We start from the raw sequence: 12,993 nt of genomic DNA, 5'->3' as shown, positions 1-12,993 counted from the left end.
GGAGGACACCGTGGAATTTCTTGGCTCAGTCGCTGGCATCCTGCAGATGGTGATCGGCACCATTCTCTCCAACACCGGTTCGGGTGGCTCCGGCTCCGGTTGGTGAACGTGACGGATTCGGCTCGCTACCGGTGAGCCGAATTCCCCGCGTGTGTGGGTAGCGCCGGGTCGTTCACTGGTCGAGGGCATGCTCCGGCTGGCAGACATGCATCGGCGACGGCAGGTACCGGACCATCGCGTCCAGCAGTGCGGTGATGTCGTCGGTGTGCGGCGACGCATCGCACAGGACGGGTACGACATCGCCGATCCGGGTGAGGTGGCGGATCCGGTCGTGCAACTGTCGCGGTGGCATCTTCCCCGTGCCCGGCAGGCGGGGCCGCGCGGTGTCCTGCGCCAGCACCGTGTCCACGAGTTCGTGATACCGCTGTACGGCGGCCGGCCAGTGACTGCCGAAGAATTCGGCGGCCATCGGTTCGAGTTCCCACATCGGTACCAGATCGATGACGCCTTCGAATTCGGCGCCGATGCCGAGCGGCATCTGCAGCGTCACCGGCACCGCTCCGCGGGTGGCGGCGACCGTGCGCACGCAGTGACCGAAGTCCGCGGCGTGCTGGTCGAGTCCGCGCACCAGGCACAGGCGTGCGACCTGGTGGTCGTCGGCCACCCGCAGTATCGCCTCGAGTCGCGGAGCGCTCGTCGCGGCCGCGTTCATCGGCACGACCACTCCGTCGGCCGTCCGGATGGCCCGTTCGAGTTCCGCGATGGGCGCGTGGCTCGACAGTTCGGTGATGCGAACCGTGTGCTCGGCGCGGTCGGTCACCCACTCGACGGTGACCGCTGAGCGGGACCCGGGTGCGGTGGGCCGGCGACGCAGCCGGCGGATGAGCGCCGTCGTCTCTTCGGGCTCGCCCACGAGCGTGACGTTGCGAATCGACTGCGGGTCAATGATTTTCACGCCCATCGCGTTGCGTACTCCCGATCGGCTCGCGGGTGGGGACCGTCCTCGACGAGGTCTCACCGTACCCGCGGGGGCGCATCGGCGGAGCGGAATTCCTCGCCAAAGTAGAACGTGTTCCTATATCGTCGGCGCTGTGCAGAAAGAACAACGCCCCGCCGTGGAAGGTTGGTTCACTGCGGACGACGGCACGGTACGTCTCCAGGGAAGTCGCTGCGATGTGTGCGGCACACCGTATTTCCCTCGGAACACCCTGGCCTGCCGCAACCCGCAGTGTGCGAGTCCCAAGGACGGATCCGAGCTGGTCGAGTACCTGTTCTCCACGCGAGGCCGGATCTGGTCGTACGCGGACGCCCGCTACAAACCGCCCGCGCCCTATGTCTCGCCGGATCCGTTCGAGCCCTACGTCGTCGCAGCGGTGGAGCTCGAGGAAGAGCAGATGGTGATTCTCGGGCAGGTCGTGCGCGGCCTCACCGTGGACGACCTGGCCGTCGGCATGCCGGTCGAACTGGCCTTGGGCGTGCTGTACGAGGACGAGGATGCGGAACACACGGTGTGGATGTGGAGGCCGGTCGATGCCTGACAACGATCGCGATATCGCCGTCCTCGGTGCGGGAATGCACCAGTGGGGCAAATGGGGACGCAACTTCGTCGAATACGGCCTGGTGGCCGCGCGGGCGGCGCTGGCCGATGCCGGCGTGGACCACCGCGACGTCGGCTACATCGCCGGCGCGGACACGATCCGCAACGGCTACCCGGGATTCGTGTCGGGTGCGACGTTCGCCCAGGCGCTCGGCTGGTCCGGCGCCCGCATCTCGAGCAGCTACGCCGCCTGTGCCTCCGGCGCCCAGGCCATCGCCAACGCGCGGGCCCAGATTCTGGCCGGGTTGACCGATGTGGCGCTCGTGGTCGGTGCCGATGCCGCGCCGAAGGGTTTCTTCCAGCCGGTCGGCGGTGAACGCCGCGACGATCCGGACTGGTTGCGCTTCCACCTGCTCGGCGCCACCAACCCCATCTACTTCGCGCTGTACGCGCGCCGACGGATAGCGCTGCACGGGGCCACGCTCGACGATTTCGCCGCCGTCAAGGTCAAGAACGCCAAGCACGGCCTGAACAACCCCTATGCCCGCTACCGCAAGGAGGTCGCGGCCGAGGAGGTCGCCGCGTCGGCGATCGTGTCGGATCCGTTGCGGCTGCTCGACATCTGCGCGACCAGCGACGGCGGCGCCGCGCTGGTGCTGACGTCGATGGACTACGCCCGCCGCCACGGCATCGCAGACCCGGTCCGCATCCGGGCGCTGTCGACGGTCACGCCCACCTTCCCGAAGACCGTGCTCGATCTGCCGGATTTCGCGACCGACTCGGCGGTGGCCTTCGATACGCCCTCGCGTTCGTTCCGGTCCGCGATCGCGGACGCCGCCTACGAGGAGGCCGGGCTCGGCCCCGCCGACCTGTCCTTCGCGGAGGTCTACGACCTGTCCACCGCGCTGGAACTGGACTGGTACGAAGACATCGGGCTGTGCGAGATCGGCGGTGCCGAGGAGCTGTTGCGCAGCGGCGCAACCACTTTGGGCGGTCGAGTGCCGGTCAACCCCAGCGGTGGCCTGGCCTGCTTCGGTGAGGCCATCCCGGCGCAGGCGATCGCTCAGATCTGCGAACTCACCTGGCAGTTGCGCGGCCGGGCCGACGGTCGTCAGGTGGAGAACGCCCGCGCCGGTATCGCCGTGAACCAGGGCTTGTTCGGCCACGGTTCGGCGATCATCGCCACCCGCTGAACTCCGCTCCGCTCACGAAAACCCGGGTGCGACCCGGGTTTTCGCGTATCCGGGAGGGTTCGGGGCCGCCGGCGTGGCAGCGGTCCGGTTCGCTCAGCCCCAGGTGGCCCGGTCCGGCACGGTGGACGTGAAGATCACATAGAAGTGCTGGCCCGGCAGCAGTTCGTTGATGTCGTGCCAGCTGCCGGCGGGATCACGCTGGTAGTAGCGCTGAATGCCGGTGCCGTCGTCGTAGCACACCATGCCGGCGGTGCCGAACGGACTCCAATACACCTCGGTGCCCGGTCGCGGTGGTTCCAGCGGGGTACGGAACTGCTGGCTGCACGGTGTGATCACCGGGTGGTAGATGGTGGGTTGGGCGGCCGCGCTCGGTGCCAGTGCGGCGAGTCCGGCGCCCGAAATCGCGGCGGCGGTGAGGACACGGCGGAAGGTGAAAATCGGCAATTCCACTCCTTGCTGGGCGGAGAAGAGTTCACTGGCCTGTGTCGGCAACCCTACGGTCCGGGGCGTGTGACGAAAAAGTGGTTTGGCAGGCCGGGATCGGGGTTTTCGGTAGTCAGCAGTGATCTTGGGGGAACGAGGAGTGAGCCGCATGCCGAGTAACAGAGATTCCGTGTTCGTCGACGATGAAGCCGTGGCCTCGATGCCGGCCGAACAACCGGCCGCGGTGAGCTGGCCGGACCCCAGCCCCCTCGATTCGTGGTGGAACGACATCATGGGCCTGTCGGCCGACCCGCCCCGGCCGGCCGCCTGACGGAAGGGCGAAATCCTCAGCGCCGTAAATCCTCAGCGCCGCAGTGGTTTCGACCGGCTGCTACGGTTGTTCGGCGCCGCGTCCTTCGCGGCTGCCCCGGTAGGCGCTGCGCCGGATGCGAGTGACGAACCCCGGGGCCAGCGCGACGCCGGGCGGGTGGTACAGGGTCGGGTCGACGGCGTCCTCGGGCGGTGGGGCGACGGTTTCGGCGGTGAGCCGCAGATTCGCGAACGGTTCCTCGGGTCCGTGCAGTCGCCCGGCGGTCAGTGTGAAACCGAGGCCGTGAGTGGTCGTGTATTCGCGCAGCGTCGCCAGGGAGGCGTCCGCAGGTTGATCGGCGTCCGGCCGGGCGAATATCCACTGGGGTGCGCCGCCGTCGAACCGATAGGCCATGAGCGTCCCGTAGGTCGCGTGGCGCCACGACGGGACAGGTATCGCGAAAAATCGGGTCAGCGTGCCGGTGGGTGTCGATGCCAGCGCGAGGTCCCAGCGCCCGCCGGGGGTCTGCACGCGCAGTCCGATTCCCACGGCGTCGGGCAGCCGTCCCGGCATGCCGAGGGCCTTGGACAGGCGAACCTCGACGTCGCGTTCTCCGTCCCCGAAATACCTCTCGAAGGCCGGCGCGGAGTGCAGGCGCCCGCTGAACCAGAGGCCGCGCGGATGGAAGACGCGGGCACGCCGGATGCGGGCGACCAGCTCGAACGATTCCTCGACCAGGCGTTCGGCTTTCACATCTCTGCTTTCGTCGTGACGGTCGGGTCGGATCGGCGGCAGCCGACATCTGGCCGGTACCCCGTCACGGCCGAGGTATTCGCCTCCGCAGTCAGGATTCGTCGCCGGCGTGCGGGTACGGGAGGACCTGTGTGGCCTCGGGCCCGCCGCTGGTGTGGGTCACGGTGAAGACCACCGTCTGCCCGGGGCTGAGAGTTTTGTAGCCGGGCATGTCGATCGTGCGGTAGTCGACGAAGACCGCGTCCCCGGAGGCGCTGGTGAGGTAGCCGAACCCTTTCTCGGCGTTGAACCACGTGACCTGCCCCCGCTGCCAGCCCGGCAGCTTGTCGTCGACCGGCATGAGGTGCGGATCCGGGTGGGCCCGGTGCTCGGCGGGAACAACGGCGGGTGTCCAGGTCACGGTCATGCGCAAACTCATTCCGGTCGCGGGTGGGGAAAACTGGTGGCCGGTCACCGGCTTCCCGGCGCCGACGCCCGAGATACCCGGTCGTACCGCGGCCAAACAAGCCCTGCTGTTTCCCGTCGACTCCGCTTCCGGGCCGGGTGAACGGATCTTCCGGATCGGCTGCCGGTCTACTCCCGAGAGCGCTATCGTCGCTGCCAGGTCGCCTTTGCCCATTGGTTGCCGGCCGTGCGCGTATGCCCGCCGGCGCAGCGATGAAGGGACAGCCATGAGGATCACCCGTTTCGCGAAAGCCGTTTCGATCGTGTTCGCGCTGATCGCCGGTTTCGTCGTGGCGGCATTCGGACCCGTGAACGCTCAGACAATGCCGACGATCGTGCTGGTTCACGGCGCGTTCGCCGACACCACCAGTTGGGACGCCGTCGCCGGCGATTTGCGCGGGCGGGGATACCAGGTGGTGGTGCCCGAGAATCCGCTGCGCGGACCGGCCTACGACGCCGCGGCGGTCGAGAAGACCGTCGCCGGAATCTCCGGTCCGGTGGTCCTGGTCGGCCATTCCTACGGCGGCGCGGTGATCACGAACATCCACAATCCGAACGTGAAGGCGCTGGTGTTCGTGGCGGCATTCGCGCCGGCGCAGGGCGAGCCGGTGGCCCTGGCGCTCGATCCGATCCGTTTCCCCGGTAGCCAACTACTGCCGCCCGCACTGCAGATGAAGGTCGTCGACGATTCGAGCAACGCCCTCGGCCGCAACCTCGACGCCTACATCGCCGACGCCTCGTTCCATCAGGTGTTCGCCCCCGATGTCAGCGACGCCACGGCCGCGACCATGCTCGCCCACCAGAAATCGCTCGCGGTGGCGGCGAATGTCGAGCCGTCCGGATCGCCCGCGTGGTCGAACACGCCCAGCTGGTATCTGGTCTCGGCGAACGACACCGTGATCCCGCCCGCCGCGCAACGGTGGATGGCGGGCCGGATCGGCGCGCACACCAGCGAGGTACAGGCGTCACACGTCGCGCTCGTCTCCCAGCCGGCCGTGGTGGCCGATGTGATCGCGTCGGCGGCCGCGGCGACGACATAGCCGCCGCGGCATGATCGTCAGCGCTGTTTGCGCTGACGCTCCCGGAGCACATGGGAACGCAGGCGGGAGAATCCCTTCACGCGCACGCTGCGTAGGTGACGGAGGGAGAATTCGGTGTCGCCGGCCAGGGCCGCGGCCGCGCCGTCGTCCACGAGCACCGTGCCGGGACGGGCGACACCGGTCAGCCGTGCGGCGGTGTTGACCACCGTGCCGTAGAGATCGCCGAAGCGGGTCAGCACGGGACCGTAGGCCAGGCCCACCCGGATCTGGGGCATCTCCGAAATCTTCTGTGCCGCCCGGCCGATCGCCACATGCAGGGCCAGCGCGATGCGCGCGCCCCGGTGCGGATCGTCGACGGCGAACATCACCTCGTCGCCGACGTTCTTGATCACCCAGCCGCCGTGGGCGGTGATCGCCTCGGTGGTGGCGGTTTCGAACGCTTCCAGCAGATCGGTCAGCTCGTCGGGGTCGAGGTGGCGCGAGAGCCGGGTGTAGCCGGCCATATCGGCGAAGCCGACGAGCAATTGCCGTGCGGCGCCGTCGGATTCGAGCGACCGGCTCAGCGCCGCGGCCAGATGGCGCCGCCAGGCGTACTGCTGCAGGTCGGTGAGCACCTCGATGGCGTGGGTGGTGGCCTCGGCATCGGTGCCGGCGCCGAGTTCGCGGGTGATCAGGTCCGCCTGCCATTCGGCCAGCCGCGCCATGGACTGCCCGAGGGTACGGGCCGCGGCAATCTGGTTCTGCTCGTTGACATTCGAGGCCGGGCCCAACGCGCAGAAGGTGCGTACCGCCGCGACGTCGGCCTCGGTGAACGCCTCCTCGTCGTCACTGGCCGCCGCCGGAAAGCCCAAGGCGATCCACAGTTTGCGGGCGCTGTCGACCGAGACCCCGGACAGCTCGGCGACCTGAGCGCGGGTGTAGCGGCGGGGACCACCGAGGAGAGTTTTTTCGACCACCGCGTCGACCACGTCGGCCGGCTCACCAGACTCGCTCACCCGGCAAGTACAGCACACGCGGCGGGGATGGCGCCGCCGTCGTTCGGACGGATTCGACCGAAAAATCTTGTTTGAGCGTCCGAGCCGCGGATACCCAGGGCGGCATGGTTCATACGGAAGCTGCGGAGACGATCATGAGCACCGATACCACTGCTGCCTCGCCCCGTTCCGCGACCGCTCGCGACGACGGTGGCCGCAATTCCTATGACGGAATCGAAGATTCCTTCCGTGCGCTGGCCGAACTCGATGCCGCCGACCCGCGCCGGGCCCGGCTGCGGGAGCAGATCATCGCCGACTGCATGCCGCTGGCCGCCCATATCGCCCGCCGGTACGAGGGCCGCGGCCAGTCGCGGGAGGACCTGCAACAGGTCGCCAATCTCGCACTGGTGCTGTCGGTGGACCGTTACGACGTTTCCCGGGGCGCACCGTTCCTGGGCTTCGCCGTGCCGACGATCATGGGGGAGGTGCGGCGTTACTTCCGCGACAGCGGGTGGGCGGTGAAGGTGCCGCGCCGGATGAAGGAACTGCGCGCCCGCATCTCCCAGCACAGCCTGGTGCTGTCACAGCAACTCGGCCGCGAGCCCAGCAGCCATGAACTCGCCCGCGCCCTCGACGTCCCGGTCGAGGAGGTCGTGCAGGCCACCGTCGCGGCCAACAGCTATCTGTGCGACTCGCTCGACGAAACCCAGTCCGCCGAGAGCGACAGCCCCACGCCGCTGGGCGCCCGGCTGGCGGTCGACGAACCGCGCTACGAGTTCACCGAGGATGCCATCACGGTGAAACCGCTGATCGAGGCGTTGCCCGAGCAGGAGCGCAAGATCTTGATCCAGCGCTTCTACGAGAACAAGACCCAGTCCGAGATCGCTGCGCTGCACGGTATCTCGCAGATGCAGGTCTCGCGGATCCTCAGCCGCGTCCTCAGCGGTCTGCGCGACCAGGCGCTCGCCGAACCCACGCGCCCCCGGCATCTGCGCGCCGTGGCGTGACCTGCGCGCCGGCACCGAATTTGCCGGTTCCGTACCCGAATGTCCGGACCTGCGGCCATGATCGGTAGGGCGTGCCGATTCTAGACCGCAGGGTCGGTTCGTTTTCTCGGCGAGAGAGGTCGGGCCGATCGATGGCTGAGACTCCAGCGGTCACCACCGCCCCCCGTGCTGCCGGCGTTCCCGGACTGTTGATGCGCATCGACGAGGTGATGCGCCGCCACGCCGGTCACACCCTGCTCCGCATCGTCACCGCGGTCACCGGCCCGGTGCGCGCGGTCCCGGATTATCTGATCCTGCACGCCGAAGCGGTGATCGACGAGGCCGTGCGGCACCTCGTCGCCCAACCCGGCGCCGACACCGTCGTCGTCATGGTGTCGGTCACGACGACGGTGACGGTGGTCGTCGAAGCCACCGGTCCGGTCGGAATCCTCCTGCCGCCGCTGCTCGGCTCGAGCGCACGGGCGCGACTGCTGGGCGGGCACTGCGCTGTCGAGCGGGGTGCTCGCCTCGTCTGGTCGGTTCCCCTGCCTCCGGCCGACATCCACGCACGTGTGCCCGCCGGTCCGGCGCGCCGGCGCGGTGATCGGCCCTACGCGAAGTTCTCCGTGATGTAGTTGGCCGCCGCGGTCGTCCAGGTCACATCGGTGCCCGGCATGTCGTGTGCCGGATACAACACGTGCTGGCCGTCGGGATACGGAGTGAGATAACCGATCACGCCGTTGACGGCGGTGGCGAATCGTTGCAGGTTGGCCACCGGATTCGACATCAGGAACTCCAGCAGCTGCGCGAAGATGAGATAGCTCGCGTTGCCGAAACGCGCGCCCTCGACGAACGAGAACGGCGAGATGCCCACGTCGATGACGCGAAGCGGCGAGTCGGCCGGAGACGCGGTGATGATGTCGCCCGAGTTCGCGTACTCCCGGGTGGCGACCGCCGCGGGCCAGGTGCCGTGCTGACCGTGCAAGCCGTAGGTCGTGGGCGGGCACAGGTTGTTCACCGAATCGCCGGCCTTGCGCAGGGGGTTGGCGATGAAGACGGCGAAGGCGATCTCGAGCGGGCTGCCGTCGGTGTTGGTGTACTCACCCGTGGCCACCCCTTCGAGTATCCGGCTCGCGCAGATGCCGCCGAGCGAATAGCTCAGCAGCGCACAGACATTCGGCGACTGCTGAATCGCCTCGACCCCCGCGGCGATACCCAGCCGGACCGAGGTGTCCAGCGACGGCCCCCACAGATTCGGATCGGGCCCGACCGAGGCGGGCCAGTCGGGTTCGAAGAAGCTGAAGCTGTCGGTCGAGAGCAGATCGGTGACCGCGGCCAGCATGCCCGCGGGGCTGCCGTCCGCGTTCCGGGGCTCTCCGGTTCCTCGCAACGTGATGATGTCGATCATCGGGTTCTCCTTGCCCGCGACGAACTTCGACGGATCTTCCACGGTCGGCCCCGAACCGAGTACGGTCGGGTGTTGTGAAAAGAAGGCGGATGGCATGGTGGTCGCTCACCGCGGCCGTGGCTGTGATCGTCGCCGGCTGCGGGTCGGACCAGTCGGCGCCGGACACTCCGAATACGAGCGCGGCCCCGGCCTTACACGTGGGTTCGGTACCTTCCGACGATGGTACCCCGCCCACCCGCGCCGCGAATGCCGTTGCGGCACAATGCCGGACATCCGATCTCGCGGCCGCGCTCGGGCCCGCGAACGCCGCTGCCGGAACTGTCGCGTTTCCGGTCGTGTTCACCAACAACGGGTCCGGCCCGTGTGTCCTCGAAGGTTTCCCGGGCGTCTCCTACGCCACCGGCCCCGACAGCGCACCCGTCGGCACTCCGGCCGCCCGCGAGGGAACCGCGTCCGGTCCGGTCTCGCTGGCGCCCGGCGGCCAGGCGTCGGCGCTGGTGTTCGCGGTCGACGTGCACAACATTCCGGCCGAGCAGTGCGGGCCCGTCGACGTGCCGGGGCTGCGAATCTACCCGCCCGACAACACCGCATCGCTGTATCTCGACCATGCGGCGACGGCGTGCGGTAACGGACAAATGACTGCACACCAGCTGCGGGTGCGCGCCCTCGTACCGGGCGCCGAGGGGCGGTAATTCGATCTTCGACGGGTTTCGTTGGGAGACCGCCGATTACGACGCGGTCACGAGAACCGCACTATCGATGACGGGACAGGCGTAGCCTCGGACAATGAGATAGCCACCCACTCGAAACCCGGTCCTGCCGAGGACCGGTCGACTCTTGGAGGGGAATATGGTCGATTCCCTTTTCGCCGACGTGTCCGAGTTCCAAGTGCCGGTCGACGACTCTTACCCGTATCAGCTCTTCTCGTTCCGTTCCAACGACGGGACCTACCAGGACCACAACTTCTATCAGAACTATGCCTGGGCGGCCCGGGCCGCCGATTCCGGACGCATCGCCTGCTTCATCGTCTACTTCTATTGGCGGCCGAACTGGCTCGATACCGTCGACACCCACCGGGGCATGGTCGGTCAGGCGGGTGGCCCGCATCCGAAGATGATCGCGATGATCGATGTGGAGTCGGGCGGCAATCCCGGCGGGGATCAGTCGGACGGAATCAACCGCGCCTATTGGCGGCTGGCCGATTGGCTGGGCTCGACCCGCCGGGTCATCGGCTACGCCAACCGCCCGGATTTCGACAGCATGTGGCCGGTGCGCCCGGACGGCCTCAACATGATCGGCGCGGGTTACGGCAGCAATCCGAACCTGCCCGGCCAGATCGCGCACCAGTACACCGACGGTCAGGGCTACGGCGGCGGCCTGCCCGAGGGCGCCCCGCCCTTCGGCAACTGCGATATGAACTCCGCCGACGGCTTCTCCCCGGAGGATTTCGCCAATCAGGTCGGCGTCGGCACGGTGGCACCGGATCCGGTGACCGACATGTGGATTCAGTTCATGGGGATCGGCGGCAACGGCTGGCCGCAACTGGCCGGCCATACGCTCGTCGACGGTGTCGCCAGCGTGGGGCAGACCCTCGGCCTGCCGGGCTTCGCGGCGCCGCCGGGTCCCACCCAGGTGCCGCTGCCGCGTGACTCCGACGGACGCATCCGCGACGAGTGGATCCAGATGCGCGGCCTGCAGGGCACCGGCTGGCCGCAACTGGGCGGCTGGTCCCTGGTCGACGCCATCGCGGCCATCGGGCAGAAACTCGACATCCCCGGCTTCCAGCCTCCCCATCCGTAAAGCCCCCGACGGAGTATTCGCATGCCGACAATCGCCAGTACGAACGGCCGCTTCTTCGTGATCACCGACTGTGTGCCCCAGGTCCGGGCGGCGGCGACAGCGGCCGCCGCGGGCGGCACCCTCGCCGCCCTCACCACCGCCACGGCCGCCGAGATCGCGTTCCCGGAAGGAGCTTTCGCCGACGTCGCATCCTGTACCGGACCGCAGGCCGGGCCGACGGCCTGGTTCGCCACCTTCAACGGCGGGGTCCCCGACGGCTGTGTCTATGCCATCGACCTGACCACCGGGCAGGTGTGTACCGAGAACGCCAACCGAGCCGCGGCATGGACCCGGTTCGTGCTCGCCGCCCCGGCATGAGCCGGCGATGGCGACGCACTGGGGGACTCCGCTCACCGGGTACGCCGGAAGTACGGCCAGACAATTCGGTGTAGGTGGCACCGATCTCGGAATCCCGTACGACCGAGATCATTTCGCGCCGCGCGCGTCGGGATTCGTCTTCGGCGACACGTTCACCGGCGACAGTCAGGGGTCCGGCACCTGGCTCGGCTCGCCGGTGTTGCTGTTCAGTTCGAACCTCCCGGACGCCACCACCACCTTTTCCGCGACCCCCGGTGGCGCGCAGGCGCGCCAGGCGCTCACCTACGCCCACAACGCCGACAACGGCTACGGGGTGGAGGTCAGCCGCATTCCCAACGACGCGTTCGTCGATCCGAACGGGCGGACGTGGCTGACCTACACCAGTGTTCACGACTGGAGCATCCCCGACGATCGATACGGCGCGCTGTTCTGCGGCCTGGCCTACTCCGACGACGACGGCGCGACCTGGACCGATTACGCGGCCGTCTGGCCCAACGACGGCAATGACGGCTACGCCGGCTGGAGTCCGTTCATGATGCAGTCCTTCGCCGGCATCGGGAACAACAACGGCGACGGCTATCTGTACATCGTCTCCAAGGAGTGGGGCCGCAGCCACAATCGCAACGGCCCGATCCTGATGCGCGTGCCGTGGCAGCAGATCGCCGTCCGCGCCGATTACGAATACTGGGGCTACAACGGTTCGGCCTGGCAGTGGGGCAATCCCACTCCCACGCCGCTGTTCGGCGGTATGGGCCCGATCGGCGAGGTGAGTGTGAAGAACATCGCCGGGACGTGGGTGATGTCCTACTTCGACGTCGCCGGCGCCTGCATCTCGACCCGCACCGCACCGGCCATCGATCGCGTCTGGACGTCGCCGAAACGGCAGATCGTCGCCTCCGCACCGTGGTGGCAGTTCTGGGTTCGTACCTTCCCGCAACTCTACGGCGGCTACATCCACCCGCGATCGAGCTCACTCACGGACATCACTCTGTATGTCTCGCAATGGAACACCACCACGAACAATCCGTATTGGGTGATGCAGTTCGACGGCATCACACCGTAGCCGCCGGGTCAGCGCGGCGGGCGACCGGCGAGCATCGCCTTCGCCGCGGCGCGCAGGTCGGCGCGCGGGGCGCGGGTGTCGAGTTCGGCGATGCAGATCTCGCGCACCATCGCGACCTTCAACATCGACGCGGCATCCGGATCGGACCAGCCGACCGCGACCATATCGGGTCGGCTGGCGGCGAGGAAACCCTCGCGCCGCTGGGCGATCTCGGTACGCAGGCCGGGATCCGACTGGGCTTGCAGCATGAAGGCCTCGGTGCCGCAGCTGTGCAGGCAGGCGTCGAGGAAGGCGTCGACGCTGACCGCGAGCCGGTCCGGACCCGGCGCCATCCCCCTGATCGCCTCCGCCACTCGCGCGCTGATGAGCGTGAAGAACTGGCGATACAGCGCCACCAGGTAGGTGTGGCGGTTGGGGAAATGCCGATAGAAGGTGCCCTTGGCCATGCCCGCCTCTTCGACCACGGCATTGATCGAAAGGCGCTGTAGTCCTTCGCGTTCGGCTACGACCATGCCGGCGGTGAGCAGGGTGGCGCGGCCGGATTCGGCGACGACTGTCATGGCGAGGGCACTCCTGGAGCGTTCTGTTCGGAAAGTCTAGTCGTGATCATCCGGCGCGCCTACGCTGTGACCGATCGGTCGGCCCGGCACCGGGTTTCGAACGGCCGGTTGCGGTCATCGGTGACCGGTCCCGTTCCGGACGAAC

Annotated in this window: 16 protein-coding genes and 1 pseudogene; 10 read left to right on the top strand and 7 right to left on the bottom strand. The window is 68.2% G+C overall.

All coding sequences use genetic code 11. The features are described from left to right. Positions 1–172: 172 nt before the first annotated feature. Positions 173–913 (bottom strand): hypothetical protein, encoded by a 741-nt coding sequence (locus ACPCUW_RS09920; RefSeq protein WP_423424402.1) that lies wholly within the window; start codon positions 911–913, stop codon positions 173–175. A 202-nt stretch (positions 914–1,115) separates the two neighbouring features. Here ACPCUW_RS09920 and ACPCUW_RS09915 point away from each other — a divergent pair, with 202 nt between their 5' ends. Next, the gene (locus ACPCUW_RS09915) at positions 1,116–1,538 is read left to right on the top strand and encodes a Zn-ribbon domain-containing OB-fold protein (protein WP_423424501.1); all 423 of its coding nucleotides are present in this window, start codon (positions 1,116–1,118) and stop codon (positions 1,536–1,538) included. Continuing rightward, positions 1,531–2,730: a lipid-transfer protein gene (locus tag ACPCUW_RS09910; protein ID WP_423424401.1), complete on the top strand. Its 1,200-nt coding sequence runs from the start codon at positions 1,531–1,533 to the stop codon at positions 2,728–2,730. Before ACPCUW_RS09915 ends, ACPCUW_RS09910 begins: the two co-directional genes overlap by 8 nt. Positions 2,731–2,823: 93 nt before the next feature. On the opposite strand, the gene ACPCUW_RS09905 is transcribed toward ACPCUW_RS09910, so the two are convergent. Continuing rightward, on the bottom strand, positions 2,824–3,174 hold the full coding sequence (locus ACPCUW_RS09905) for a hypothetical protein (protein ID WP_423424400.1): 351 nt from the start codon (positions 3,172–3,174) through the stop codon (positions 2,824–2,826). Positions 3,175–3,322: 148 nt separating this feature from the next. On the opposite strand from ACPCUW_RS09905, the gene ACPCUW_RS09900 reads away from it, so the two are divergent. After that, positions 3,323–3,484, top strand: a complete 162-nt coding sequence (locus tag ACPCUW_RS09900) for a hypothetical protein (RefSeq protein WP_156747632.1) — start codon at positions 3,323–3,325, stop codon at positions 3,482–3,484. 60 nt (positions 3,485–3,544) lie between these two features. Here ACPCUW_RS09900 and ACPCUW_RS09895 read toward each other — a convergent pair whose 3' ends face one another. Then, positions 3,545–4,216 carry a phosphodiesterase gene (locus tag ACPCUW_RS09895; RefSeq protein ID WP_423424399.1) on the bottom strand — a complete coding sequence of 224 codons (672 nt, stop codon included), beginning with the start codon at positions 4,214–4,216 and terminating at the stop codon, positions 3,545–3,547. A gap of 91 nt (positions 4,217–4,307) precedes the next feature. Beyond that, positions 4,308–4,622 carry a cold shock domain-containing protein gene (locus tag ACPCUW_RS09890; RefSeq protein ID WP_227463011.1) on the bottom strand — a complete coding sequence of 105 codons (315 nt, stop codon included), beginning with the start codon at positions 4,620–4,622 and terminating at the stop codon, positions 4,308–4,310. A 265-nt stretch (positions 4,623–4,887) separates the two neighbouring features. Between ACPCUW_RS09890 and ACPCUW_RS09885 the strand changes: the two genes are divergently transcribed. Next, complete coding sequence (locus ACPCUW_RS09885; protein ID WP_423424398.1) at positions 4,888–5,700, top strand: alpha/beta hydrolase; 813 nt, start codon at positions 4,888–4,890, stop codon at positions 5,698–5,700. Between the two features lie 17 nt (positions 5,701–5,717). On the opposite strand, the gene ACPCUW_RS09880 is transcribed toward ACPCUW_RS09885, so the two are convergent. Then, positions 5,718–6,695 (bottom strand): adenylate/guanylate cyclase domain-containing protein, encoded by a 978-nt coding sequence (locus ACPCUW_RS09880; protein WP_063014042.1) that lies wholly within the window; start codon positions 6,693–6,695, stop codon positions 5,718–5,720. 134 nt (positions 6,696–6,829) lie between these two features. Between ACPCUW_RS09880 and ACPCUW_RS09875 the strand changes: the two genes are divergently transcribed. Together ACPCUW_RS09875 and ACPCUW_RS09870 are read left to right on the top strand one after the other, a co-directional pair. Next, the gene (locus ACPCUW_RS09875; RefSeq protein WP_063014175.1) at positions 6,830–7,681 is read left to right on the top strand and encodes a SigB/SigF/SigG family RNA polymerase sigma factor; all 852 of its coding nucleotides are present in this window, start codon (positions 6,830–6,832) and stop codon (positions 7,679–7,681) included. Positions 7,682–7,812: 131 nt separating this feature from the next. Beyond that, complete coding sequence (locus ACPCUW_RS09870) at positions 7,813–8,295, top strand: hypothetical protein (protein ID WP_423424397.1); 483 nt, start codon at positions 7,813–7,815, stop codon at positions 8,293–8,295. On the opposite strand, the gene ACPCUW_RS09865 is transcribed toward ACPCUW_RS09870, so the two are convergent. Beyond that, positions 8,271–9,068 carry a hypothetical protein gene (locus tag ACPCUW_RS09865; RefSeq protein ID WP_423424396.1) on the bottom strand — a complete coding sequence of 266 codons (798 nt, stop codon included), beginning with the start codon at positions 9,066–9,068 and terminating at the stop codon, positions 8,271–8,273. The two genes, ACPCUW_RS09870 and ACPCUW_RS09865, sit on opposite strands and share 25 nt — an antisense overlap. Positions 9,069–9,157: 89 nt before the next feature. On the opposite strand from ACPCUW_RS09865, the gene ACPCUW_RS09860 reads away from it, so the two are divergent. The 4 genes and pseudogenes from ACPCUW_RS09860 to ACPCUW_RS09845 all read left to right on the top strand — a co-directional run bounded on the left by ACPCUW_RS09860 (position 9,158) and on the right by ACPCUW_RS09845 (position 12,288). Beyond that, positions 9,158–9,760, top strand: coding sequence for a DUF4232 domain-containing protein (locus ACPCUW_RS09860; protein WP_423424395.1), 603 nt, complete (start codon positions 9,158–9,160; stop codon positions 9,758–9,760). Between the two features lie 157 nt (positions 9,761–9,917). Beyond that, positions 9,918–10,649: pseudogene (locus ACPCUW_RS09855) on the top strand (hypothetical protein); the annotation flags it as partial. 240 nt (positions 10,650–10,889) lie between these two features. After that, complete coding sequence (locus tag ACPCUW_RS09850; RefSeq protein WP_063014036.1) at positions 10,890–11,225, top strand: PQQ-binding-like beta-propeller repeat protein; 336 nt, start codon at positions 10,890–10,892, stop codon at positions 11,223–11,225. A 7-nt stretch (positions 11,226–11,232) separates the two neighbouring features. Then, on the top strand, positions 11,233–12,288 hold the full coding sequence (locus tag ACPCUW_RS09845; protein WP_423424394.1) for a DUF4185 domain-containing protein: 1,056 nt from the start codon (positions 11,233–11,235) through the stop codon (positions 12,286–12,288). Between the two features lie 8 nt (positions 12,289–12,296). Here ACPCUW_RS09845 and ACPCUW_RS09840 read toward each other — a convergent pair whose 3' ends face one another. Further along, entirely contained in the window at positions 12,297–12,848 is a 552-nt protein-coding gene (locus tag ACPCUW_RS09840) for a TetR/AcrR family transcriptional regulator (protein WP_030518493.1), read from the bottom strand. Positions 12,849–12,993: the final 145 nt, after the last annotated feature.

This window comes from Nocardia sp. AB354, assembly GCF_049538315.1.
Lineage (GTDB): Bacteria > Actinomycetota > Actinomycetes > Mycobacteriales > Mycobacteriaceae > Nocardia > Nocardia nova.
Note: the sequence above shows the minus strand (reverse complement) of the source record. Positions and strands in the feature narration are given on the sequence as shown.